Genomic DNA, 23321 nt, shown 5'->3' with positions numbered 1-23321 from the left:
CGGAGCACTCCTTTTAGTGTGTCTGCGTATCGTCTATTAACGACATATTTCCCCTATGTTATTTCAGGACTCCATCAGTCATAGGACGGCTCCCCTTCGCCGCCAATCCGCTGCCTGCCGGGATTGTACCACAGGATTGCCGCTGTCTGCAATCATTCTTGCTGATAACCCTTTTATGATAACAGTCCCTCATATAGTTTCCTGTCCACGTCCTTAAACACATTAAAAATAATTCGGTCAAAGGCTGTTTGCCGTTGTTCCAGGAATTCTGCCGCTGTATCCACTGCAATCCCTGCCGCCTCATCATTGGGAAAATGGAATTCCCCGGTAGAGATACAGCAAAAGGCAATGCTCCTTATTCCCCGTTCTGCAGCCGCAGCCATGCAGGAATAGTAGCAGTTCCTCAAATCCTGTCTCAATTCTTCTGTCAGCCTCATTCCCACAACTGGCCCCACGGTATGAATCACATACTTACAGGGAAGGCAGAATCCCGGCGTCAGAACCGCCCTCCCAACGGGCTCCTCATAATCCGGTTCCTCCCTGCGCTTTTCGTCCATGTACCGGCGGCAGGCTTCACGCAGCCCCAGACCCGCAGCGGAATGAATCGCATTATCAATGCAGCCGTGACAGGGTACAAAGCATCCCAGCATCCGGGAATTGGCCGCATTGACAATGGCGTCCACCTGCAGGCGGGTAATATCACCCTGCCATATGGATATACGGTCCCCAAAGGGAATACTGCTTCCATACTGTTCCTGTACATCCGGTATATCCTCCAGACCCAGAATTCCTTTTTCCCTGGCCTCCTCCCTCAGGAATTCATCCTGAATCTCCAGGAAACCAGCCGGAAGGGGCTTGGGCATGCGGATATTCATCAGGGAGCGCATAACCCTGCGCCTGTCCCCCGGCCTCACCTCCATATCCCTGTACAGGACCGAATCTGTCTTAAGTGCGTCCACAATATAGTCCAGACGCTGTTCCTGGTCCATCTGCCTCATGACTGTCTGCTCCTTTCCCGGAAACCGGTACTGCTTTCCTGCATACCGGGCCTATTTTCAAGCGCACCGGGCTCATTTTCCCGCATACCGCTCCCATCATCCGTTCCGGCAGATGCTGGTGTCAGATGCTCCAGTACACCGGCAATGTCCGCCCCCAGCACCAAAGACCGGTCCATGATGTCAGCCGGCGCCCACGCCTGCTCCAGGTTAATGCTGACATAATATGCATTGTCCCACTGCTTTGTCATCTGCCAGAAGGGATATTTGATGATGCCGGGCGTGTTCATTCCCACTCCCAATTCCAGGAAAACCAGACGTTTTTCCTGGTTGTTCCTCAGAAATGTTTCATAACGCACCGCTGCCCTGTACCATGCCTCATCCTCCACAAAATAACCGTCGCACCGCAGGTGCACTTCCATATCGCCTCCGCAGACAGGACACTTTGGCACCAGACCGGAGGGAATCCTGCAGTCCTTCTGCTCCCTCACCATGGCCCTGACAAGGGATTCATTGTCATACAGCTTCTTATGGCAGGCCCGTTTGCACTGGAACAAACCGTAATCACCCTGGGTTGCAAATATACGCTCATCCTGAAAACCGGCCAGCCAGAACTGATGGTCCACATTGGTGGTCAGGACAAAGTGGTTCTTATCCTTCATCATCCCATACAGGTCCCTGTACAGCTTTGCCGCCGGCATGTCATAACGGTTATAATAAATGTGGCGGCTCCAGTAGGCCCATTTTTCCTCCTGGGTAGGAAACGGGTAGAATCCCGCCGAGTACATGTCCCTCATGCCGTACCTCTCTATAAACTCCTGGAAATGCTCCTCAAACCGCCTGCCGGCGTAGGTCAGGCCCGCTGCCGCGGACAGGCCGCTGCCCGCACCGATGACAATGGCATCCGCCTGTTCCAGACGCTGTCTCAGCAGCTCTTTGTTCCGCTCTAACTGCTCTTTGTTCTGCTCCAACAGCCCCTTATTCCGTTCCCTGACTTCCATTATCCCACTTCCTTTGTTTGATTTCCTGGGTTCTGCCCAGCCGGTTCACCGGCGCTCCACCGCGCCGAAGGGACATACCTCCAGACAGTTTCCGCACCGGATGCAGTGTTCCCCAAGTATCTCAAACGGAACCCGTTCCATGGTTATGCATTTCTGCGGACATCTGGAATAGCAGATTCTGCATCCGCGGCATTGGCTGGTGATAAAATATCCGACCTCTTCTTCCCTATCCCAATCCCCAATTAAAAATCCCTGTCTTATAATGGGTTTTGCGGACAAATCAAAATACTCTCCCCTTCCCCCTGTTATGCAGAACACAGTCAGGGCCATGCGGCTTTCCCTGTCAGGATATATCTCCGCCATATAAGGGTTCTCTTCAAATACACGGTCCAACAGTCCGGGCCCCAGCTCCTTCACCCGGCCCTGGATGGATATGGCCTTTTTGCTGAGGGAGCCTTGGCCCCCGGTCATTCCGCTGATGGCCACATACTTCTGTTCTGTCAGCTGCCGGTAAAACTCCTTGCCCTTAGCCGTAATAAAATACAGGGTATTTTCATCCGCCAGCATAATATCAATGACCCTGGCCGCAGGATGCCCGTCCCTGTCCACAGTGGCAAACACAGCAGAATGGATTTCGTCCTTTAATATCTTAAGATAATCTCCGGTCTTTCCGGTACTCAATGTCATCCCATCCTTTCCAGGGCAGCCGCCCAATCTGCTTTTATTATAACCGGCCCGCAGGACATGGTAAATTACGCACTATAAAGTGCCATGGTATCCAAAAGATACCGTTCTGATATGACGGATGAATCCCCGCTGTCTCCCTCTTTCCAGCCCAGTCACTGCTTCTTCATCCGCTCCATCAACATCTTCATGGTTTCCATATCAGGCACCGCAGCATCCCAGTCACTGCCGAAGAAACGGTAAAAGGAAAACAGCTGTTCCAGATTCAGCCAGTCTCCGTCCATGGCCGCAGTCAGCAGCCCTGCGATGCGGTTCACCATATACTTGTTCAATGTCTTCATATCCTGTTCCGACAGCTGTCCATTGGCGTGCATGTCCTCAACCGGGCCATTCCTGAATACATAGTGGGTCACTGCCTTGGAAATGGCGTCAATATTATCCTTTCTGAGCAGTCGTTCCCTGGAATTTTCATTCAGCTGTGCAAACAATTCTGAATTCTCATCCATGAATTCCTGGTATACCATATTTTTAATGGTTATACCATACTTTCTTCTCTTATAGGCCACCTTTCCCATGGAGACTCCAAACCGCTCCGCTATCTCCCTGTCCGTCATGCCTTCCTCATAATATAAATGCTTCAGCTCTTCCTCTGTCACTGTATTCCATTGATATTCCATACTTTTCTCCAAATCACTTCTCGTATTTAATGAAATTGCTTATGGCGCCGTGCAGCACATCATCCGTTTTTCCCGGTGTCCTGATTTCATTTTATTATAACCAGCCCCAGAGGAAAAGACAAGTTAAAAGGCGGGACACTTAATGCATCCCGCCTTCCGGCATCTCCGTCCGGACATCACATAAAGACTGTCCTCTTTTTTACTTCTTTATAATCCCTGTACGATGGCCGTTAAAATGGAATCGTACTTATCCTCAGGCGTATCCGTCCTGCTGGTCATAACCACAGGCACTGTGGTGCCGTTCAGGGTGCCGGAGGATACCATATGGGCAAAATAGGTCAGGGATTTCGTAAATATATTGCCTGCACATAAATCCGGCATCAGCAGGATATCCGGCTGTCCGGCCACCTGGCTGGTGATGCCCTTGTGTCTGGCCGCATCCGCTGAAAGGGCATTATCCAGGGCCAATGGACCGTCCACCAGACAGTTTTTAATCTGGCCCCTCCGGGCAGCCATACTCAGCATGGCTGCGTCTATGGTGGACTGCATCTTGGGATTCACCACCTCCACCGGGGTGATTACAGCCACCTTTGGACACTGGATTCCCAGCTTTCCGGCCAGCTTTACCGCATTATTGATAATTTTTACCTTTTCGCTGTAATCCGGCGCCACATTTACCGCACAGTCCGTGGCAATCATCAGACGGCCCTGGTATTCCATTACCGTGGCCTGGCTCAGCTGGCCTCCCTCCGGCACAAACCCATATGCTTCCTTGTCCAGTATGGCCCGCATGAAGCTGGCTGTCTGCATAAGACCCTTCATGGGAATATCTGCTTCTTTGTCCTTAACCATTCTGCAGGCCATCCTGGCAGCCTCCCGCTCGTCCCCGCAGGGTATGATGTGGTAATCCTCAGCCTTCTCTCCCATGCCGGCCAGCAGTTCCCTGATTCTGTCTTCCAGACCAATGAGGATGGGCTCTATGACTCCCTTTCTCCTGGCTGTGACAACAGCCTCCAGCACATCATCGTCATGGGCGTTGGCCAATACCAGGCGTTTCCTGATATTCCGACTCCTAATATAATCTTCCATTTCCTGGAAATTATGAAACATATTGTGTCTCCTCCCTGTCGTCAACCCGGTCAATCCTTCAGTTCCTTTATCTCTTCTTCCCCCCGCAGGGCTGCCAGTGTGTTCAGTCCCAGGGACTGCATCTCATATTCCCCCGGATAAACCGCAATGGGGGCAATGAAGGATACCCTGCGCGATACGCTCTCCACAATCCGCCTGGAGTGGGCAATGCCGCCGGTGAACACAATGGCATCCACCCGGCCCATGAGTACGGTGGCTGCCGCCCCGATTTCCTTGGCAATCTGGTAGCACATGGCGTCCAGCACCTCGCCGCAGGCCTGGTCCCCTGCCGCCGCCCTCTCTTCCACGGTCTTTACGTCATTTTCGCCTACATATGCCATAAGACCTGCGTTTCCGTTGATAAGCCTGCGGATTTCGGTATATGTATATGTTCCAGAATAACACATTTTAATCAAATCTCCAATGGGCACCGAGCAGCACCGGTTGGTGGAAAAGGGTCCGTCCCCGTCTATGGCATTGTTGGCATCCACCAGCCTGCCCTTTTTATGTGCCGCAATGCTGATGCCTCCCCCCATGTGGATAACCACCAGGTTCAGGTCTTTATAGTCCTTTCCTGCATCCTTTGCATACTGCCTGCCCGCAGCCCTGTGGTTCAGCACATGGAAACTGCTGCGGCGCTTAATCTGGGGCAGTCCGCTGTAGCGGGCCAGGGGTTCAAATTCGTCTGTGGTAGGAGGGTCCACGGTAAATGCCTGGGGTCCCTGTCCGGAAAACTCATACGCCAGCTTAAGGCCCAGGTCCGTGGCGTGATTCCCATATTTCTCACTGGCGGACTGTTCCAGCATCTTTTTGGTGATGCGGTACACTCCGCCCACTATGGGCTCTGTGTGTCCGCCTCTGGTAACCACCGCGTCAAGTCCGGATATGAGAATTCCTTTTTCCTTCAGATAGCCTTCAATGGCCTGTTTCCTGAATTCAGACTGTTCCCATATGGTTGAAAATCCTTCCAGCTCCCTGGCAGGATGGACAATGCTGTCCTTGAACACGCAGTTCTCATTTTCATAGTAGGCAATCTTGGTGGATGTGGAGCCAAGATTGATTGCAGCAATCTTATACACCTTCATATAGTTCTGTCTCTCCTGTTCTTCCTAAATAATGTGAAGCCCTATGGCTGCGTACATGAAGGCAACCATAATGGGAATCCACAGCACTGCTATGACAAATCCCACCTTTGTCATCTGGCCCAGCCTCCAATAGCCGTAGTCGTAGGTGGCCATGGGTATAGGGTCCAGAGGCAGAAGGAAAATGCACTTGGATGTGTAGCCCAGAATCAGTACCAGATACATGGGATTGATTCCCGCCTTCTCCGCAAGAATCACAATCAGGGGCACACATACAGCCAGCACCGCATTGCCTACCGGTACCAGGAAATGGATGAACAGGCCAAAAGCAGTCACCACCAGCATGATTACCAGCATGGAGCTTCCCACCAGTCCTCCCAGGAACTGGTTGCTAATCCACTCGGCGCTGCCCTGCTGGCTCAAAATCATGGCAAGGGCATTGGAAGCGCCTACAATCAGAAGGCCGGCCCATCCGGTGGCGTCCACTGCCTTCTTCCAGTCCATTAAATCCACCTTCGGAAGGAAGAATACGGCAGAACAGGTCAGTGATATCAGGGTCAAATCCAGCTTTGTCCATGTCTGGGTAAGCCACAGCAGCAGGGTAATGCCGAATATGACGGAGAACTTCATCTCATCGCGGGTCAGGCTTCCCAGCTCTTTCCGCTTCTCCTTCACATTATCCAGTCCCTGTACCTCATCAATCTCCGGCTTCACCAGCACGCTGAGGATGAACCAGGCCAGCAGGGTCAGCACCACTGCCAGTGGTGCGCCAATCAGCGTCCACTGCAAAAAGGTCACATCCTGGCCCGCTATGTTCTTTAACAGGTTGATGCACAGCACATTGATGCCGCTGCCAACAGGCGTGGCAAACCCGCCCAGGCAGGCTGCAATGGGAATTCCCATCATCATGCTGCGTCCGAATCTGGACTTGCCGGGCAGACAGCCGTTTTCCTTTAACAGGGTGTATCCGATTCCGCTGAGGATAATGGTGGTGGGGATATCCGCCAGCACCGTGGATATGACTGCTGAGCATATCATGAAGCTTAACAGCACCATCCTGCTCTTCTTCCCCAGCATGGGGGTGATATACAGGGATATCCTGTATCCCAGACCGCAGTCAATGAATGCCCTGGCAATGATACCTGAGGACAGCATAAAGAAGATGGTGGTGATTCCAAAATTCTGCATTATCACATTCGTGGTCTGTACCCCGGTCAGTCCGGGTATAAACAGCAGCAAACAGGATGATATGCCGATGGGTATGAATTCAGTGACCCAGGTAATGATGGCGCACACCATCAGCACAATGGCCCTCCACCCTTCCACGCTCAATCCCTCAGGAGGAGTCATCCTGCTGCAGACCACATAGAGTAAAATCGTAATTATCATCCAGACATATTTTCTAACCCCGTTTTTTTGTTCCATAGCTACCCCCTTACGGCGCCCTGTGGGCGGGCGCCCTCTCTTATTCTGCTCCCAGCCGTTTCTGATAGTTTGCTGTTATGTAATCCTGGAATATCTTTACCTCTTCCTCTGTGATACCCTTAAAACGCTTCTGCAGCTTCAGGTATTCACCCAGAGGCTTTAACTCCTTGGGTTTCACAGTCACCCGCACCTTGCCGTCCTCACATTCATAGAGCACCCATGCTCCTGTCTGGACTGCCATCCGGGCCACCTCCACGCTCTTGGCCGGTTCATAGCCCCATCCGGTTGGACACGGACAAAAGATATGAAGCAGGCGCGGCCCCCTGATGTCCTTTGCCTTCTGCACTTTTTTGCGCAGGTCCGGTATGTTGGCAATGCTGGCGGATGCGCAGTAAGGAATACCGTGGGCCATGGCGATTCCCAGTAAATCCTTCTTGCACACGCTCTTTCCTCCGGGAGTGGTGGTGGTCCAGGCCCCCACAGGCGTGGCGGAACTGCCCTGGATTCCGGTGTTCATATATGCCTCGTTGTCATAGCAGATATAGAGCACATCCTCCCCGCGCTCCATCATGCCGGACAGGGACTGCAGTCCGATATCCAGGGTCCCGCCGTCGCCTGCAAATGCCACCACATGGGAGTGGTTGTTTCCCTGTACCTCATATCCGGCCCGTATACCGGTGGCAATGGCTGCCGAATTTTCCAGATTTCCCTGGAAGGCAGACACCTTGATTCCTGTCTCGCAGCCAAATCCGCAGAATAAGGCGGAACATCCCGGCGGAATGACCAGGGTGGTGTCCTGCCCCAGCACATCCAGCACATTGCGGATAATCAGTTCCATACCACAGCCCGCGCAGGCGCTTACGCCGTGGGCCACATATCCCTTTGATTCTGTCCTTATATCTATCATGCTTTACGCACCTCCCTGATTCCCATTGCATGCTCCGTGTCACAGTCAATCCAGACGGGCTCCTCTGACGGCTCTCCTTCCAGTATGTCCTGGTATACCCTGGTTATGGTATCCAGGCTGATGTCCCTGCCTGCCAGGCCTGCAATGTAATCCTTGACCAGACAGTCTCCAGGCAGGGCTGACTTTGTCTCTGTCCACAGGGGCGTACCCTGTCCGCCAAATCCCGTGGTACGGTCCAGGACAGCCACCTTTTTAATGTCTCCGATAACGCTTCTCAGTTTCCTGTAAGGGAACGGCCGGAAGGATACCACCTTCACCACGCCCACCTTCCTGCCTTCGGCCCGCAGTTTATCGGATATGTATTTTGCTGTTCCGGCCATGGAGCCCAGACATACAATCACAGCCTCTGCGTCCTCCATATTGTAGCCTTCCACCGTGGATTTCCTGCGGCCGAATTTTGCCGCAAATTCCTCAAACACTTCTTCCATTACAGTCTCTGCATTCACAAATCCCCTGGACTGCTGGTACTTCATCTCGGTAATCTCATTGGAGCCGGTCAGGTTGTCGATGACCAGAGGATTGGCAGGGTCCAGATACATGTTCTTCTTACCGTATTCACCTACAAATGCGTCGATTTCCTCCTGCTCCGGCACCACCAGCTTCTGCATGGAATGGGAAAGGAAAAATCCGTCCAGACAGACCATGGCAGGCGTCAGCACCCGGTCATCCTCCGCAATGCGGTAGGCCATAATCATTGTGTCGTAGACATCCTGGACATTCTCGCAGTACAGCTGAATCCATCCGCTGTCCCTCTCAGCCATGGAGTCCTGATGGTCGCACCAAAGGCTCCAGGGGGATGCCAGGGAACGGTTCACCACGGGCATCACAATGGGTACGCGGCAGCCGGAAACCACATTCAGCACCTCATGCATCAGGGCCAACCCCACGGAAGCAGTTGCTGTGGCGCACCGGATTCCTGTAAGCTGGGCTCCCAGGGCGCAGCTCATGGCTGTGTGCTCTGATTCCACCCGTATGTACTTTGCGTCCAGTTCCCCGCTGTCACAGAGTTCAGACAGTTTTTCCGCAATGGTGCTCTGAGGGGTTATGGGGTAGGCGGAGACTACCTTTACCTTTGCCATCCTGATGGCTTCCACTGCCGCCCCGTTTCCATCCAACATCTTGTAATGAGCCATTATTCCACACTCCTCTCATCTATCATGGTAATGCAATGTCTGGGACATTCATTGGCGCAGATTCCGCACCCCTTACAGTAATCCCACATGATTTCGATACATTCCTTTTTTTCTTTGTCCACAGTGATTACATTGGCCGGACAGTACATGGCGCAGGTGCCGCACTTAATGCAGGCATCGTAGTCCACCTTTGGCCGTTCCAGTCTCCAGCTTCCCGTGTTGCCGGAGTCAAATATGTAGGCGCATGGCCCCTGTACGTTACATCTGTCTTGTCTGGTTGTAGCTGTCTCTTGCTGCTTTTGCATTCTTCGCACCTGCCTTCTCTCCAAAAAATTCAATCAATGCCTTCTCAACAGATTCAATGGATACCACACCGGTCTTTGCCAGCGCCCCCAGGGTGGAACCGTTGGGAATCCCCTTTCCAATATTGTCCAATGCCACCTGGGTCGCGTTGACATAATAAATGGTTTTAAAGGAAAATGCCTCCTGGTACTTTCTTGCAACGGCCTCGCTGGATGCGTTGAGCACCAGAACGGTGTCATCCGTAATACCCTGGGCCACATCCACATGCTTTTGGATGATTGTCTCGTCCATCACCACCACGATATCGGGTGTATACACAAAACAATTCACCAGCACAGGCTTTTCGTCCATGACCACATCGGTGAATACCGGGGCCCCTCTCCGCTCATGGCCGTATGCCGGAACCGTGATGGCATACTTGTCTTCATGCAGGGACACTGCTGAAGACAGGACTTTTCCGGCAGTTACAACGCCCTGGCCGCCCAGTCCATAGAATTTTAACCTCTTCATTCTGAATTCCTCCTTCATTGTTTCTCTATATGAAATATAGTTTCTTTATATGAACTAAATGGATTATAGAACTTTTTATCTTATTTGTAAATATCAAATCAATTAGTTTCATATTTTTCATTGTTTTTCACAAATAAGCCTTACATTTACCTGGTTATCAGCTAAGATTTTTGTGAATTTTGTTTTATTATATGAACTATAGTTTCTTTATATGAAACATATCTTTTTTCAGGAATCTATGATAGAATAAAAATACAAATTATAAGGAGGGAAATTTTATGTCCGAACAAACCTCAGATGATAAATACCTTCTGCAATCCGTGAATAATGCACTGGCAATCATAGATGTGCTTTGTGAACACGACAATTTAGGGCTGGCCGAGCTGGCCGCTTATATGAATCTTGGAAAAAGTACGGTTTTCCGCCTGCTGTACACGCTGCAGCACAAAGGCTATGTGTCAAAGGACAGGAACTCCAAGTATCATTTAAGCTTCAAGTTCGCCCGCATCGGAACCATTGTCACCAAACGCTCCGAACTGATTGAGCTGATACATCCTTTCCTGATGGAGCTGTCAGCCCTTTCCGGAGAGACAGCCCATCTGGTCACCTGGCATTCAGATACGGAAATCATCTTTGTAGACAAGGTAATCGGCACTGCTACCATAAGCATGCAGTCCATGGTGGGATTTACCCGCACAGCCCATATGACGGCCACCGGGAAGGCCCTGCTGGCCTACTCCTCGCCGGAGGTCATAGGCACCTACATGGAACAAGCGCCCTTCACCATGCAGACCCCCAACTCCATTCCCTCCCGTTCACAGCTGGAACGGCTGATACCTCAGATTCGCGCCCAGGGCTATGCCTGCGACGAGGAGGAATCCGAGACAGGGCTTACCTGCTACGCCGCCCCTGTTGTCAGCATGGGGCAGGCTATTGCGGCCATCAGTATTTCAGGTCCCACCACGCGCATGGAACTGAACCGGGACCGCTACGTTGCCCTGGTAAAGGATACAGCACTGAAGATTGGGAAAAAACTGGGTTATTAACAGATTCCAAACAAAAAACACCCCCGGAACGGGAAGGGAAATGGATTCCCTGCCTGTTCCGGGGGTGCTTCATTCTGTGGTTTTTGTCTGTTCCGTTTTATGGTTTTGGTTTCTATCCGCCAAACCAAAAAACCTTTGGCGGGAATGTTCCTCCTCCAAAGGGAATATATATAACCATAGCTTCTATAAACTTCGTATGAAGGAGGTTTTCACCCATGTGCACAGCTATCGTCACACAGACAGCCCAGGGGGATATTTACTTTGGCCGGACCATGGATTTTTCCTATCCTCTTGAACCTGAATTGTATGTGGTTCCCAAAGGCTATCAGTGGAATAACATCCTGAACACCCATCAGGTCCGCAACCGTTACCGTTTCATGGGAATTGGACAGGATATATCCCCTGTCATCTTTACAGACGGAGTCAATGAGATGGGCTTTGGAGCTGCTGTGCTCTACTTTCCGGGTTATGCACGGTATGACGCCCCGAATCTGAAAGACCGGTCCAGGCCACCCATCTCTGCCCTGGAGCTGGCCGGCTTCCTCCTGGGCCTGAGCCCATCCGTGGAGGAGGCAGCCTCCCTGCTGCGCACCATCCAAATCGTGGGCACTGAGGACTCTGTAACCGGAACCATTGCACCTCTTCACTGGCTGATAGCGGACAGGACCGGCAAATCCATGGTCATAGAAAAGACGGCAGACGGCCTCCATCTCATGGATAATCCCATAGGCGTCCTTTCCAACAGCCCCGACTTTCAGTGGCACCTTGCCAACCTGCGCAATTACATGAATGCATCCCCTGTGCAGAAGCAGACACAGACCTGGGGCAGCCTGGAATTGTCCCCCTTTGGACAGGGCGGAGGAAGCATTGGCCTGCCTGGGGATTACTCTCCTCCATCCAGGTTCGTCAGGACTGCTTTCTTAAAAACCCATACGCCTGTTCCTGCGGACCGGGAGGAGGCAGTCACGGCCTGTTTCCATATAATGGAAAGCGTCAGCATTCCAAAGGGACCTGTTGTCACGGACCGGGATACCCCGGATTACACCCAGTACACAGCCTTTATCAACCTGTCCTCCAAAGAATACTTCTACCGGACCTACAGCGGCTCCTGCATCACCTGTGCATCACTGCCCGGCAGCCCGGATACGGACAGCGGCATAAAATCGCTGGCAGTCCTCAATCAGCCTGCCGCCTTCCGCCCTTTGTCAGCGTTTCAGGGCGCCTTCTAGCACCTGGTAAAGATATTCCACATCCACGGGCTTGGTCACAAAGCCGTCCATACCTGCCTCTGCTGCCGCATCCGCATCCTCCTTAAAGGAATTAGCGGTCATGGCAATAATGGGAATGGATGCAGCGTCCTGTCTCTGCATCCCCCGGATGGCGCGGCAGGCTTCCAGCCCGTTCATTTCAGGCATCTGAATATCCATAAGTATGGCCTGATAGACCCCGGGGCTGCTCTCTGCAAACAGTTCCACGGCCCGTCTGCCATTCTCCGCCCTGCACACAGCGGCCCCCTTCATCTTCAGAAGCTCACTGGCTATCTCCGCGTTCAGGTCATTATCCTCAGCCAGCAGGATGTTCATGTGTTCCAGGCTGCCGGCTGACCTGTCTGTCAGACGTTTCTCCTGTTTCAGCTTCAGACCGTCTTTTGCATCCGGACCTGCTACGGGAAATACAACTGAAAAATAAAATTCACTGCCATAACCGGGCTCGCTCTTAAGCTTCAGCTCTCCTCCCATCAGCCCTACAATGGTCTTACTGATAGCCAGTCCCAGTCCGGTTCCCTGGCTCTTGGAGTAATTGGGGCCCACCTGCTCAAAGGCTCCGAATATGCGTTTCTGGTTCTCCTCAGATATACCCACGCCATTGTCGATTACCTGAAACTTGTAGGTCACCTGCCGGTCCGTGCAGCTGGTCCGGGTCACCCGCATGCGGATGCTGCCGCCGGCCGGTGTAAACTTAAAGGCATTGGAAGCCAGATTGGTCAGGACCTGCTGAAGACGGATAGAATCCCCCATAAGGGTATGGTCTCCCACATCCATTTCCACTGTAAACTCCAGGCCCCGGCGTACAGCCTCTGCCGTCATCATCCCCTCCAGCTCATCCATGGTATCCTTCATGGAAAAGGCTTCGTGTGCCACTGTCATTTTGCCGCTCTCGATGCGGCTCATATCCAGTATATCGCTAATCAGCCGCAGGAGGTACTGGGAGGAGGACCTGATTTTCTTCAGGTTCTCCCTTACCGGCTCCGGCACATCCTCCATCATTGAGGTCAAATCGCTGAGCCCCACAATAGCGTTCATGGGCGTACGTATCTCATGGCTCATCCTGGATAGGAATTCGCCCTTGGCCCGGCTGGCCGCCTCTGCCCGTTCCAGGCTGCTCTGCATCCTGGCGGCACGGACCCTGGAACGGGCAGCTGCCATTACCAGGACCATCACTATCAGGAAAATGCACACCGTAACAGACACAAACATCACCGGGTTCGCATATATCATCTTCACGATGGTAGCGGAGCTGGATCCAATGGTTATCATGTTCTGGTTGGTCAATGCTGTTTTCTGCTCACTGCTCAGACTGTTGATGGACTTATTCAGGATAGGGAGCAGCTCGCCGTCAACCGGTCTGGTAACTGCAAAGCAGATATCATTCCTGTCGTTAATCAGTGTATTTGGCACCACATTAGGATAGTGGCTGGCCTGCATTTCGTGCTCAATCTTGGTGGATATCCCATAAAAAAAGTCTACCTCCCCATTGTTTACTGCCCTCAGCGCCGCCTTGACATTGGGGAAATATCTGACCTCATCCGCCTTTAACCCTTTTGGCAGACGGCGCCCTTCGATGATAGCCCCCACCAGGCCCTCCGAAGGATAGCTGACGCCCTTGTTTCTGACAATGATATCGCTCATGGATGCATAGGCCTTGGTAAGAGCCAGCCGCATGTCCGCCCCGTCCTCCTCGGAACCCAGGAATGCCCCCAGCACATCCGCCCTGCCCTGCCGTACCAGCTCCAGGGCTTCCTCATAGGTGTCTGTATATACGTAGCTGAATTCCAGCCCTGAAAAGTCAGTGACAATCTCCAGCACGTCCGGAATCAGTCCGTTGTGCATATCACTTTCTGTTTCCAGACAGAACAGGGGATGCCAGTCCCTGACCACTGCAACCGACACACACTGCTTTCCGCTGATATATGCCCGTTCCTCCTCGTTCAGGTAAATACTCTCAATGCCGCTGTCCGGAAAATTGGCATTATACCGTTCCTCTGCAAAATTAGGATTGGAGTCAACAATCTTGCTCATAGCCATATTCATGCCATCCAGGATTTCCTGGTTCCCCGGAGTGGTCACAATATAATATGGCTGGGAGTCAAATTCCGCAACCACCCGGAAGGGTCCCGCTGTATCTGAGTTATTTCCCAGAAGCATGTCCACTTCCTTATTGGCCAGATGCAGATAAAGATTTCCATCTGTCAGCTGTTCCTTGGAAAGGTATCTGAGGGTGCAGTCCATCCCGTTAAAATCCAGGAATTCCTGTAGCCTGCGCGTATTCTCCACAGCCTGTTCATATACGCCTATGGTCTTGCCGTCCATGCTCTTCCAGTCATAAGTCTTGATGCTCTCATCATCCCTGCGGGCCAGAAGTACGGTTTTGCTGTAGCCTGTATTGTAATCCGGATAGGCGAAATACTGTTCAAACTCCGGCTGGTAATAAGTCCCGCCCATCAGGTCGTATTTCCCGTCCAGAAAATCCGGAATCATGGCCTCCGCAGTTGTATCAATATACTCGTACTGCCAGCCTGTATACTTTGCTATTTCATTCAGATAGTCCACCACAATACCGTGTCTGGTCCCGTTCCCGTCTGTCTCCGACATTCCCTCCACAGGCGGGAATGCCACCCTGAGCACCTTATCCCCTTCCTGCGCCTTATCTTCGTTCCTGATACCTGCCTGCGCATCGCTGCATGAAAGCACAAAAAACAAGCATAAAAAGACCAGGACACCTGCCACTCCCGCCATCCTCTTTTTTGCCTGTATTGAATTTCTCATATCAGAGCTCCTTTTTTCCGTCCTGTCCGGTTTCTGCTGTGTTACACAGCCATGGTTAAGTCAAAAGCCTGCTGTTATTTATTTTATCACGTATTTGCCTGACTTGCTATCCCTAAAGTACATATGACCCGGAAAGGCCATCAAATGAAGCTAGTGTGTAACCGGACCGGCTGGGAGAAACAATACGGCCCCTTGACGGGGCCGCCTGATTTAAAGGTATGATATAGAAAATATGTCCGGAATTTGGTACAATGGCAGTATGATTATATTTGACAGGAGACAGATATGCCGACCGGGTTGTTTAACCGCAGGCGGTTGAAGGAATACATGGATATACGCTGCCGTGACCAGTATTTTACCTTTGCCGTCTTCTATATTGACCTGGACAAGTTCAAACCCGTCAATGACACCCAGGGGCACGCCTGCGGCGACGCCGTGTTAAGGGAAACAGCAAAACGAATCAAGGCAGTCCCGGCGCTTACCTCACCCCTGCCGCCCTCAGCATCCAGGCAATCCTGGCGCTTTCCTCCAGTTCTTCCAGGCAGTAAAAGGCGTCCATCAGACTTTTTCCCGGCACCACTGCCCCGTGCTGTTTCAGAAGATAGCCGTCACTGTCCATTACGCGCTGTTCAAAGGCGTCAAACAGCGCCTGGGAGCCTGGTTTCTCATAGGGTATCAGACCCACCCTTCCCAGCTTCATCTTCAGATATGGGGTATGGTCCGGGATTGCATCCGTCTCGTCCAAGGCAGGCACAAAACTCCACAGCACTCCATAGGTGCCGTGGGTATGCAGGACAGCGCCTGTTTCCGGTTTTTTCCGGTATACCTTCAGATGCAGGGGCCACTCCTTGCTGGGCTTGTTCCGGCTCAGACAGGTGCCGTCCATATCCATAACAGCGAAATCATCCTCCTTCATGTTCCCAAAGCAGCTTCCGCTCCGGCTGATATACATTCTTCCATCATGAATAAAACTCATATTGGCCGATGAACCGGCTGTCTTGTTCCGTTCAAACAGGCTTCTTCCAATCCAGACCGCGTCCTTTAATTTCTGCTCTAATAAATTCTGCCCTAATTCCTTGTCCATCCCTATCCTTCCTCCCTCCGGGTCATCTCCAATACCTTTTCAAAAAACTCCTCCTGCCCAAAATTCCCGGACTTTAACACCAGCCGGATTTCCCTGTTCTCCATGGGCACCATGACCGGTACTCCGGGCGCAACGCTGGCGCCAATCCGGTAAGAAGAAAATCCCAGCCGCTTTGTCACTGCGCCTGATGTCTCTCCCCCTGCCACCACCACTCTCCTGATTCCATGGGCCACAGCCCGTTCCGCCAGCTCAGCGGCTGCCTGCTCCAGCATCCGGGCCACATGCTCCTGGCCGTACCGCTGCACGTCTTTCACGTTTTGGGCTGTATCTGAGCTGTACACCAGCACCGGGGTTCCCCAGTTTTCCCTCACAAACCTCCAGGCATCCTCCGGCGTCTCCCTGCCCTCAAGCATGGCTATGGGGTCCATCTTATAGCTGAGTCCTCCGTGCGCCTGATAATAGCCAATCTGCCCAAGGGTAGCCTTAGAACAGCTGCCTGCCAGCAGGATGGCCGGTCCTTCCGCCTGGATGTCCAGCTCCGGCGGCATTTCCTGATGTTTGCTCAGGCGCTTTGCCAGTGGCTCCAGAATCCCGCTTCCCCCTGTCAGCAGGGGCAGGTCCCCGAACAGCTCCACAATCCGCTCCCCATCCGCCATATCCTGATAATCCGGTATTACGTAAAAATGCGCCTGTGCCCCTGACTGCCCCATGCACATGGCGCGGATTTCATCAGCAGGCCCGTCCATCTGCTCCTTCCAGAGCTCCACACAGGGATATTTGCTCTGAGGCTCCATCAAGTTGGCGATTCTGCAGTCCCACATGGGGGTCAGAGGATGGTTCTTCATAGGGCTTTCATGCAGCGGAACCCCGCCCACATACAGTTTCCCGTTCCTTACCGCCCGTCCGTTGACCGGCAGCGCCGGACACAGGACCGTATAGGGCGTGCCAAGAAATTCCATGGCCGCATCCGCAACAGGGCCAATATTCCCCTGAGGTGTTGAGTCAAAGGTGGAGCAGTATTTCAGATAAAACTTCTCAGCACCCTGCTCCTTCAGCCATTCCAGGGACTCCATGGTATCCGCCACAGCCTCCCTGGTGTTCTGGGTCCTGGACTTAAGCGCAATCACAATGGCCTGTACTCCCTCTGCAATCCTGCTTCCTTTTTCCGGAATACCGTTAAAGAGCTGGACCGACATGCCTCCCTTTACCAGAAATGAGGCTGCATCGCTGGCGCCTGTAAAATCATCGGCTACACATCCGAATATTGGCATAGTCTTCCTCCTGTTATTATGAAATAGTCCTTTGAATCATTATACGTCAAATCCAGTTTCAGTTAAACCTGCAAAAATGATAATGCTGCAAAACCAACCAGCGCCAGTCCCGCAGCATATCCTTGCAGCATATTGTATATATGACTGCCTTACCCATGACAGCTCCTTAAAGCTTTGTCCCCTTGTTATATAATTCATACGGCAGGCTTCCTGACAAGTCCACTGCGTCCCTTGTTATGGGTTCTCCAGCCTTTATATCCCTAAGAAGCTCCATACCGTTCAGCAAGTAGAACGGCGCAATGTTCTCTGCATCCTTAAGCTCCCACAACTCAGGTACCAGACCGTCAATGGAATGATGATGCCCCTGCACTTTTAAGACAGTTCCCTTTGCCAAATCCCTCTGGGCAACTCCTGTCATCACAGAAACCTGACGGCATTCCCTGTGGGTTCCTATTCCCAGCATATCCCCCAGAAGGATGGACAGAGGCGTCTCAAGTCCCATATAATGGTAGGGGAGATAGACACAGGCATATCTGCCATTTCTGCTTACCACATGGCCTTTGCTTGCGAGCAGATTCCACACGGTTTTATTTTCACACTTTATAATGATGAATACACCTCCTGCAAAGCTTGCTTCATCCGGTGCCCTCAGGTTGCAGAACACATCCACGACCCCTGTCTTTTTCAGGATTCCTCCGTCCTCCTCAGGAATGAAGATATCCGCCAGTTCGCTGATTTTGGCAACCGGATAATTCAAACGTGCGTCCGCGGGAAGCAGTCCTGTCACATTGGAAACAAGGTTCATCTCACAAAGGTCCGCAGATATGACAGCCATATACTTATCCAGCACCTTTCGGCGCCCCTCAAGTGTTTCCCGTCCTTCATAGTTCCAAAACTCCCTGAGTCCCGGTATATTCTCCTGGGGTTTCTCCTCGCCCTCCATATAGGTAAACTGACAGGTATCCGGATTCCAGACAAAGTCATACTCACTGGCCTTTCCGGCTGCTATGATTTCCAATCCCAGAATCCTGCCCCATGAATAAAGGTCCAGAAGATTTCGCGGCTGGTCACCGTTTACAAGGGAATACACCGTTCCGCACTCGTCAGCAATATGGTTTAAAACCGGACCGCAGACACTGTCGGTTTCTTTGGAAACCATGTATACATTGATTCCCTTTTTTAAAGCATCCTCTGCTACCTCTGAACTCACGGCCGTATTGCCGGTGCACTCCACCAATGCCGTTATATCACTTTCCAAAACCAGCCTGTAATCATGTACAATAATGACCGCGTCCCTGGCCGCATCCCGGACCTGCTCTTTATTTTCACATATGATAATGCTGTCTTCAGCATACCCTAACCCGGTCAGCACTTCTATACATTCAGTCACGTGCCGTGAAGAAATCAGCCTCAATTCCATAGAATCAACCTTTGGAATCTGTGCCAGCAGTGTATAGCCATAACCGCGGGTCGCACCAATGATACCTACTCTCGACTTTTTTCCGCCGCTGTTCTTCAATAAAGTTGTGTAATCCATACCGCGCAATTCCTTTCTGTTTTATATTTTCATTTCCCATGCTTATCCGATAAAGCTGCTGCTATTAACATATATTAGCAAATATTATGCCAAAAGCAGCCTCTTGAGGAAATGAACCAAAAACAGGGAGAACCATTTTAAATACAAGGGTTTCCGGCCAGAAGGAATGGCAGCCCTAAAAGTAACTTTGATAATTGTGTAACATGTATGCAACAAAGAGAGGGGGATGTATGCAACACTGATGCATCACAGCTGCCATGCAGTCCTGTTGGAGTCCGTTCCAAATCCGTGTTCCGAATCCTTTGGCTGCACGAAGAAAATACGCCTTTATAACCACATGGCTCCACGGGGCAGCACCTGTGGATGACGGCATGGATGAATACGGAACCATGCCCACGGTTCCGTTAATCACCCGTATTATGGCCTTCTCCATATCCAGCGTAATTTCCTCCCTGGATTTTCCTTCAAAATACAGGCTAATTCTGCGCACATCCCCGGTTCAAAGCAACTCAGAAAATCTGCTTCCAGGCGGATTCCCCTCAGATATTCCAGTATCAGACGTGCACCTGCCAGGGGCGGATTGCCGCAAAGCAGCTTTTCCAGTATTCCCCTGCCAAATTCCACCCGCTGCCATCTTCTCAGGCTCTCGTTGCGGCATACTGCCAGTTCCTGCGCCTCCATCTGTGACAGTGCCAGCCCGAACCGGGCCGTTTCCTCATTGCAGGCCAGAATCTCCGCTAATTCCCTGCGGCTTTTCTCCTGCTGCAGCAGCATAAAAAAAGTCCCTGTTTCTCCCATATGCGTCACCCCTCCTTAAAGTGGATACCCATGATACGGCGGGGGCAGGAGCATTACAAGTCTTGATTTTCGGGTGTTTTCGTGGTATTATAAAAACAGAAAGACAGAGGATTTTTCATATCCCCTGTCTTTTTCATTATCATGTTTCCCCAATCCTATTGATTCCGATTTATTAACGTATAATCTGCAACCTTATTTGTCTTAAACGCAATCTTCAGATTGGACTCCATTGTGCTGTCTCCCTTATACCGCTCCCCCATCCACTTATATGTGTCCGTCAGCTCCGGACAGGAGGTACGGGACATTGCCTGCAATGCGGCGTGAGCCAGCCAGTAATCCTCTCCCCGCATCAGTCCTGCAAATAATTCAATGAAATCCAGCTTATCCGGGCACCCTCCCATCACGCAGACAGCTGTCCGCCTGTCCTGGATGCTGTTTTCACTATGTTCCGCAAAATCAGCCAAATCAGATGCTTTCCTGCAGCTGCAGTCTCCCAGGAAAAATAGAATCCTGGACTTATCCTTTATGTCAGGCCGGTACAGTAAACGGACCATTTTTTCATAAAACCTGTCTTTATACTGGTCCGGCATTCTTCTTGCACAGGACACGGCTCCCTGGGGATGGTTTCCCGCCAAGGTCTCTTCAAATACCTCCAGGCCCTTCATCGGCGCCAGCCTGAACAGCAGCTCTCCCTTGGCTCCATCTGTCTCCGGTCTGTCCCGCTGCATCAGCAGCTCAATGGTTTCAGGCTCCGCCTCCCTGAACTTATGGAAACCGGACAGAATCCGCAGTTTGTCTTCTGTCCGGACAGCGCCCGCATATTCCTGCCTGAGCTCCTGCTCCGATTTCAGGCTGATATAACCATAGGATACAAGGTCGTGTCCGGCCAGAATTTCCAGGAAAAACTGCTCATACCACTCCAGAAATGTATGTCCTGTAAAAAAAGGGCCGTATTCCGGTTCCAGATTCCAATCCATGTATACAATTTTTCCCTTCTCGCTCCCCTTCCACATCAGCAGATTATCGCAGGTGCATCCCTGGGTCCCGATGACCAGCAGGCCGGAACAGACCTGCTTCATTCTGGCATTATATGCTTCATCGTCATCCGTTTCCTCTAACTCTTCCATGGCCCGTGCCCAGTCACCGGGACTCATATCCCGGTCAATGAATGCAGGCAGGCCATCCTTATCCCTGTCGTCATAGGACTCCAGGCATCCCGCGTACATTGGCAGGCTTTCCAGGGAATAGAGGCCGTAATACGGCCCGGCCCCGCCATTTCCCACCTTGGTAAGGAAGAATACATATTCATCCGGAAGGGTCAGATGAAATCGCTCCTCAAACTGCCGTACCTCCTCCCGCGTCACGGTGGGATTCAGTTTATACCCATGCCTTGATGAACCGAAAACATCCCTGTTTTCATCCTTTTTCCCTGCCCGCTTCACCAAATCCTTTATATACGCGGCATGGGCATCCGACAATGGCTCATATGTACGGGACGGCATGGATTCATTCTTTTTTCTAAGATACGAGGATAACCGCTCTGCTATTGTTGCACCCGGCATATGGAAACCTCCCTGCTAATTATGGCGCCCATCCTCAGACAGGCCGCCATCCGGCAGTTTACCGTCGGATGCCCCGCCACCGGAGAGCAAATTGTCAATATTCCTGATATCATGCTTGTCAACTTCCCTGAGTTCATATCCTGTATGGAATATCTTCTGTCCCTTTGCCGAGATACACGGTATGGTCCTGCCCTCAAAAACCGCCTTTCCAAAGTAATCAGCTTCAAATTCATACCACCCGCCTTCCAGGTCCGCCTGCTTTGCGGTTCCGTCCTCATTGATTACAAAGGGATGGATGTCTGCATAGCCCAGCTCCGGGTGGCAGAGTTCTATCCGCACAGGACGCCAGTCCGTGGTAATTTCATAACCATGGGTAATCAATGTTTCCAGCAATGCATCTGTATACCGGGCGTCAAAGTTGATGTCCGCGTCCCTGTGCTCCCTGGTCTGTTTCCCAACCAGCACATCCACGCCCCAGCCGCCGTCCAGCCAGTACCCCATACCTGATATTGACTCCATCAGGTCCAGTAGGTTCATTAAATCTGTTTTTGATACCATCTCTTTCTTAACCATCTTTTTCACCATACCCTTCTATTTTCCTCCATAAACGTCTTTCACTCAAGTTTACCACATTCCGCTCTTCATATCTACCCGGAGCAGGCACACCTCGTCCAAATCCAGCATATTCTTATAGAGAGGACATCATGAACTTGTATCTGTTTTCCGCCCGCAAACGGGCATTTAAACCATAATTGAAAGGTGGGATATCTCAATGGCTACCATATCAGGCCGCGTAATCTTTGACCGGGACCGAAGCGCCACGATTTCCGGGGGCGACTCGGGCCTCGCTAATATCCCGGTGGTGCTTCAGAATATCAGCACAAGCCTAAGGCTTACTGTTTTGACTGACTCTGCCGGCAACTATTCCTTTATCAATGTTCCAAACGGCGAATACAGGATTGTGGAATCCTATGGAACCACAGGCGGCTTTGCCACACCCGGCGATTTTTCCCTTGCAGAGCCGGGCAGCATTCCCCAGGGAATCAATCCGCCCATTACCGCTGCCGGCAATCCGCCAGCCGGAGCCACCAACCTGGATTCCGTCACCCCGGATACCCTGTATGTAACAGTAACCAGTGCAGGGCTGTCCAACCAGGACTTTTTAAACGGACCCGTTATCTATACCCCGGTCCAGACCATACTGGACCCCTGCGCTGTCATTTCCGGCAGCAACCTAATCCAGGCAGCTGACAATGGGACCTTTGGGTTTTTCCCCCAGGGTACGCCGGCCAATACCGGCGCTCCCACTGAACCATACCCGGGGGTAACGCCGGATTTCACCTACGTACTGCCAAATCCTGACACCTATACGCCCTTTGGCGGCCAATACACGGTCCAGAATATCATGAATAATGCTCTGAGCCAGGCCATCGGCGCCTGGTGGCGTATTGCAGACCATACCACCGGCACCGAAACAGGACGGATGATGGTTGTAAACGGGGATAATCCCGGCACAGTTTTCTTCCGGGATATTGTAACCGTACAGCCAAACACCAGTTATCTGTTTACGGCATGGATTCTGAATCTCTTTAAAGTTACCGGTTACCCGGACCCGCAGCTGGGTGTACGTGTCCTGGACGAGAATGGCGGCATTCTCTACAGCGCGACTCTGGGAGCGCTGATACCACCAAATCTGAATGCACCGGAATGGAAACAGATTGGCAGTGTTGTTAATTCCCGGAACAACACCCGTCTTACCGTTGAATTTTTAAGTGAAGGTCCTGAAGTGATTGGAAACGACTATGCCATTGACGATATCTCCTTTAACGAGATACAGGTACCCCGGTTTATTCCGGTCAAGACCGTTGACCGCCAGACTGCCAATGTGGGGGAAACCGTCCGTTTTACCGTCACCCTCACCAATACCTGCCAGAGCCCTCTGACCAGCCTGTTTTTCCGAGTGTATGAAAATTTTTCTGTAAATAGGTATTAGCCAAAGGTCTTCTATGATAAAATAAAAAATCATAGGAGGCCTTTTATTATGGCAAGAGAAAAGAAACCGGTACACCAGG

The 23321-nt window shown here is 51.6% G+C and carries 20 protein-coding genes and 2 pseudogenes; 4 read left to right on the top strand and 18 right to left on the bottom strand.

Annotation, left to right across the window (positions count from 1 at the left end; translation table 11 throughout):
- Positions 1-173 precede the first annotated feature (173 nt).
- The 11 genes from I2H39_RS16615 to I2H39_RS16565 all read right to left on the bottom strand — a co-directional run bounded on the left by I2H39_RS16615 (position 174) and on the right by I2H39_RS16565 (position 9905).
- A complete protein-coding gene (locus tag I2H39_RS16615; RefSeq protein WP_178332147.1) occupies positions 174-998 on the bottom strand; it encodes a protein-ADP-ribose hydrolase in 825 nt (274 codons plus the stop codon).
- On the bottom strand, positions 995-1996 hold the full coding sequence (locus I2H39_RS16610; RefSeq protein WP_227147235.1) for a Sir2 silent information regulator family NAD-dependent deacetylase: 1002 nt from the start codon (positions 1994-1996) through the stop codon (positions 995-997). The genes I2H39_RS16615 and I2H39_RS16610 overlap by 4 nt, the downstream gene beginning before the upstream one ends.
- Positions 1997-2041: 45 nt before the next feature.
- Complete coding sequence (locus tag I2H39_RS16605; RefSeq protein WP_138308433.1) at positions 2042-2683, bottom strand: 4Fe-4S binding protein; 642 nt, start codon at positions 2681-2683, stop codon at positions 2042-2044.
- 152 nt (positions 2684-2835) lie between these two features.
- Complete coding sequence (locus I2H39_RS16600) at positions 2836-3357, bottom strand: hypothetical protein (protein WP_195627039.1); 522 nt, start codon at positions 3355-3357, stop codon at positions 2836-2838.
- A 207-nt stretch (positions 3358-3564) separates the two neighbouring features.
- The gene (locus I2H39_RS16595) at positions 3565-4446 is read right to left on the bottom strand and encodes a phosphate acyltransferase (protein WP_243281817.1); all 882 of its coding nucleotides are present in this window, start codon (positions 4444-4446) and stop codon (positions 3565-3567) included.
- A 50-nt stretch (positions 4447-4496) separates the two neighbouring features.
- Positions 4497-5570, bottom strand: a complete 1074-nt coding sequence (gene buk, locus I2H39_RS16590; protein WP_138308437.1) for a butyrate kinase — start codon at positions 5568-5570, stop codon at positions 4497-4499.
- A 24-nt stretch (positions 5571-5594) separates the two neighbouring features.
- The gene (locus tag I2H39_RS16585) at positions 5595-6992 is read right to left on the bottom strand and encodes an SLC13 family permease (protein ID WP_227147270.1); all 1398 of its coding nucleotides are present in this window, start codon (positions 6990-6992) and stop codon (positions 5595-5597) included.
- Positions 6993-7032: 40 nt separating this feature from the next.
- The gene (locus I2H39_RS16580; RefSeq protein ID WP_138308439.1) at positions 7033-7899 is read right to left on the bottom strand and encodes a thiamine pyrophosphate-dependent enzyme; all 867 of its coding nucleotides are present in this window, start codon (positions 7897-7899) and stop codon (positions 7033-7035) included.
- Positions 7896-9092, bottom strand: coding sequence for a pyruvate ferredoxin oxidoreductase (porA, locus tag I2H39_RS16575; RefSeq protein WP_138308440.1), 1197 nt, complete (start codon positions 9090-9092; stop codon positions 7896-7898). Before porA ends, I2H39_RS16580 begins: the two co-directional genes overlap by 4 nt.
- Entirely contained in the window at positions 9092-9397 is a 306-nt protein-coding gene (locus I2H39_RS16570; protein ID WP_138308442.1) for a 4Fe-4S binding protein, read from the bottom strand. The genes porA and I2H39_RS16570 overlap by 1 nt, the downstream gene beginning before the upstream one ends.
- Positions 9351-9905 carry a 2-oxoacid:acceptor oxidoreductase family protein gene (locus I2H39_RS16565; protein ID WP_138308444.1) on the bottom strand — a complete coding sequence of 185 codons (555 nt, stop codon included), beginning with the start codon at positions 9903-9905 and terminating at the stop codon, positions 9351-9353. The genes I2H39_RS16570 and I2H39_RS16565 overlap by 47 nt, the downstream gene beginning before the upstream one ends.
- Positions 9906-10183: 278 nt before the next feature.
- Between I2H39_RS16565 and I2H39_RS16560 the strand changes: the two genes are divergently transcribed.
- Together I2H39_RS16560 and I2H39_RS16555 are read left to right on the top strand one after the other, a co-directional pair.
- Positions 10184-10951: an IclR family transcriptional regulator gene (locus I2H39_RS16560; RefSeq protein ID WP_138308445.1), complete on the top strand. Its 768-nt coding sequence runs from the start codon at positions 10184-10186 to the stop codon at positions 10949-10951.
- Positions 10952-11166: 215 nt separating this feature from the next.
- Positions 11167-12180 carry a choloylglycine hydrolase family protein gene (locus I2H39_RS16555; protein ID WP_195627037.1) on the top strand — a complete coding sequence of 338 codons (1014 nt, stop codon included), beginning with the start codon at positions 11167-11169 and terminating at the stop codon, positions 12178-12180.
- Here I2H39_RS16555 and I2H39_RS16550 read toward each other — a convergent pair.
- Positions 12157-14997 carry a transporter substrate-binding domain-containing protein gene (locus I2H39_RS16550; RefSeq protein WP_195627036.1) on the bottom strand — a complete coding sequence of 947 codons (2841 nt, stop codon included), beginning with the start codon at positions 14995-14997 and terminating at the stop codon, positions 12157-12159. The two genes, I2H39_RS16555 and I2H39_RS16550, sit on opposite strands and share 24 nt — an antisense overlap.
- A gap of 285 nt (positions 14998-15282) precedes the next feature.
- Between I2H39_RS16550 and I2H39_RS29505 the strand changes: the two are divergent.
- Positions 15283-15453 (top strand): annotated as a pseudogene (locus tag I2H39_RS29505) (diguanylate cyclase); the annotation flags it as partial.
- A 22-nt stretch (positions 15454-15475) separates the two neighbouring features.
- Here I2H39_RS29505 and I2H39_RS16540 read toward each other — a convergent pair.
- The 6 genes from I2H39_RS16540 to I2H39_RS16515 form a co-directional block, all read right to left on the bottom strand.
- Positions 15476-16081 (bottom strand): class II aldolase/adducin family protein, encoded by a 606-nt coding sequence (locus I2H39_RS16540; protein WP_138308450.1) that lies wholly within the window; start codon positions 16079-16081, stop codon positions 15476-15478.
- A gap of 2 nt (positions 16082-16083) precedes the next feature.
- Complete coding sequence (gene otnK / locus I2H39_RS16535) at positions 16084-17352, bottom strand: 3-oxo-tetronate kinase (RefSeq protein WP_138308451.1); 1269 nt, start codon at positions 17350-17352, stop codon at positions 16084-16086.
- Between the two features lie 166 nt (positions 17353-17518).
- Positions 17519-18889 (bottom strand): homoserine dehydrogenase, encoded by a 1371-nt coding sequence (locus tag I2H39_RS16530; RefSeq protein WP_138308453.1) that lies wholly within the window; start codon positions 18887-18889, stop codon positions 17519-17521.
- A 417-nt stretch (positions 18890-19306) separates the two neighbouring features.
- Positions 19307-19687 carry a DUF6323 family protein gene (locus I2H39_RS16525; RefSeq protein ID WP_195627035.1) on the bottom strand — a complete coding sequence of 127 codons (381 nt, stop codon included), beginning with the start codon at positions 19685-19687 and terminating at the stop codon, positions 19307-19309.
- A 155-nt stretch (positions 19688-19842) separates the two neighbouring features.
- Entirely contained in the window at positions 19843-21249 is a 1407-nt protein-coding gene (locus I2H39_RS16520; RefSeq protein WP_195627034.1) for an SMI1/KNR4 family protein, read from the bottom strand.
- 15 nt (positions 21250-21264) lie between these two features.
- Positions 21265-21822 (bottom strand): aminoglycoside adenylyltransferase, encoded by a 558-nt coding sequence (locus tag I2H39_RS16515; protein ID WP_138308547.1) that lies wholly within the window; start codon positions 21820-21822, stop codon positions 21265-21267.
- Between the two features lie 199 nt (positions 21823-22021).
- On the opposite strand from I2H39_RS16515, the pseudogene I2H39_RS16510 reads away from it, so the two are divergent.
- A pseudogene (locus I2H39_RS16510) lies at positions 22022-23209 on the top strand (SdrD B-like domain-containing protein); the annotation flags it as partial.
- Between the last annotated feature and the right edge of the window lie 112 nt (positions 23210-23321).

Origin of the sequence: Clostridium sp. 1001283B150225_161107_B6 (assembly GCF_015556325.1) — a bacterium.
Lineage (GTDB): Bacteria > Bacillota > Clostridia > Lachnospirales > Lachnospiraceae > Enterocloster.
Note: the sequence above shows the minus strand (reverse complement) of the source record. Positions and strands in the feature narration are given on the sequence as shown.

Bases quoted from the DNA above. Each gene is read 5' to 3' on its own strand.
- I2H39_RS16515 (WP_138308547.1), bottom strand. From the start codon at position 21,822: ATGGTTAAGAAAGAGATGGTATCAAAAACAGATTTAATGAACCTACTG.
- I2H39_RS16600 (WP_195627039.1), bottom strand. From the start codon at position 3,357: ATGGAATATCAATGGAATACAGTGACAGAGGAAGAGCTGAAGCATTTA.
- I2H39_RS16540 (WP_138308450.1), bottom strand. From the start codon at position 16,081: ATGGACAAGGAATTAGGGCAGAATTTATTAGAGCAGAAATTAAAGGAC.
- I2H39_RS16555 (WP_195627037.1), top strand. From the start codon at position 11,167: ATGTGCACAGCTATCGTCACACAGACAGCCCAGGGGGATATTTACTTT.
- I2H39_RS16560 (WP_138308445.1), top strand. From the start codon at position 10,184: ATGTCCGAACAAACCTCAGATGATAAATACCTTCTGCAATCCGTGAAT.
- I2H39_RS16610 (WP_227147235.1), bottom strand. From the start codon at position 1,996: ATGGAAGTCAGGGAACGGAATAAGGGGCTGTTGGAGCAGAACAAAGAG.
- I2H39_RS16565 (WP_138308444.1), bottom strand. From the start codon at position 9,905: ATGAAGAGGTTAAAATTCTATGGACTGGGCGGCCAGGGCGTTGTAACT.
- I2H39_RS16530 (WP_138308453.1), bottom strand. From the start codon at position 18,889: ATGGATTACACAACTTTATTGAAGAACAGCGGCGGAAAAAAGTCGAGA.
- buk (WP_138308437.1), bottom strand. From the start codon at position 5,570: ATGAAGGTGTATAAGATTGCTGCAATCAATCTTGGCTCCACATCCACC.
- I2H39_RS16605 (WP_138308433.1), bottom strand. From the start codon at position 2,683: ATGACATTGAGTACCGGAAAGACCGGAGATTATCTTAAGATATTAAAG.
- I2H39_RS16585 (WP_227147270.1), bottom strand. From the start codon at position 6,992: ATGGAACAAAAAAACGGGGTTAGAAAATATGTCTGGATGATAATTACG.
- otnK (WP_138308451.1), bottom strand. From the start codon at position 17,352: ATGCCAATATTCGGATGTGTAGCCGATGATTTTACAGGCGCCAGCGAT.
- I2H39_RS16615 (WP_178332147.1), bottom strand. From the start codon at position 998: ATGAGGCAGATGGACCAGGAACAGCGTCTGGACTATATTGTGGACGCA.
- I2H39_RS16520 (WP_195627034.1), bottom strand. From the start codon at position 21,249: ATGCCGGGTGCAACAATAGCAGAGCGGTTATCCTCGTATCTTAGAAAA.
- I2H39_RS16595 (WP_243281817.1), bottom strand. From the start codon at position 4,446: ATGGAAGATTATATTAGGAGTCGGAATATCAGGAAACGCCTGGTATTG.
- I2H39_RS16525 (WP_195627035.1), bottom strand. From the start codon at position 19,687: ATGGGAGAAACAGGGACTTTTTTTATGCTGCTGCAGCAGGAGAAAAGC.
- porA (WP_138308440.1), bottom strand. From the start codon at position 9,092: ATGGCTCATTACAAGATGTTGGATGGAAACGGGGCGGCAGTGGAAGCC.
- I2H39_RS16550 (WP_195627036.1), bottom strand. From the start codon at position 14,997: ATGAGAAATTCAATACAGGCAAAAAAGAGGATGGCGGGAGTGGCAGGT.
- I2H39_RS16570 (WP_138308442.1), bottom strand. From the start codon at position 9,397: ATGCAAAAGCAGCAAGAGACAGCTACAACCAGACAAGACAGATGTAAC.
- I2H39_RS16580 (WP_138308439.1), bottom strand. From the start codon at position 7,899: ATGATAGATATAAGGACAGAATCAAAGGGATATGTGGCCCACGGCGTA.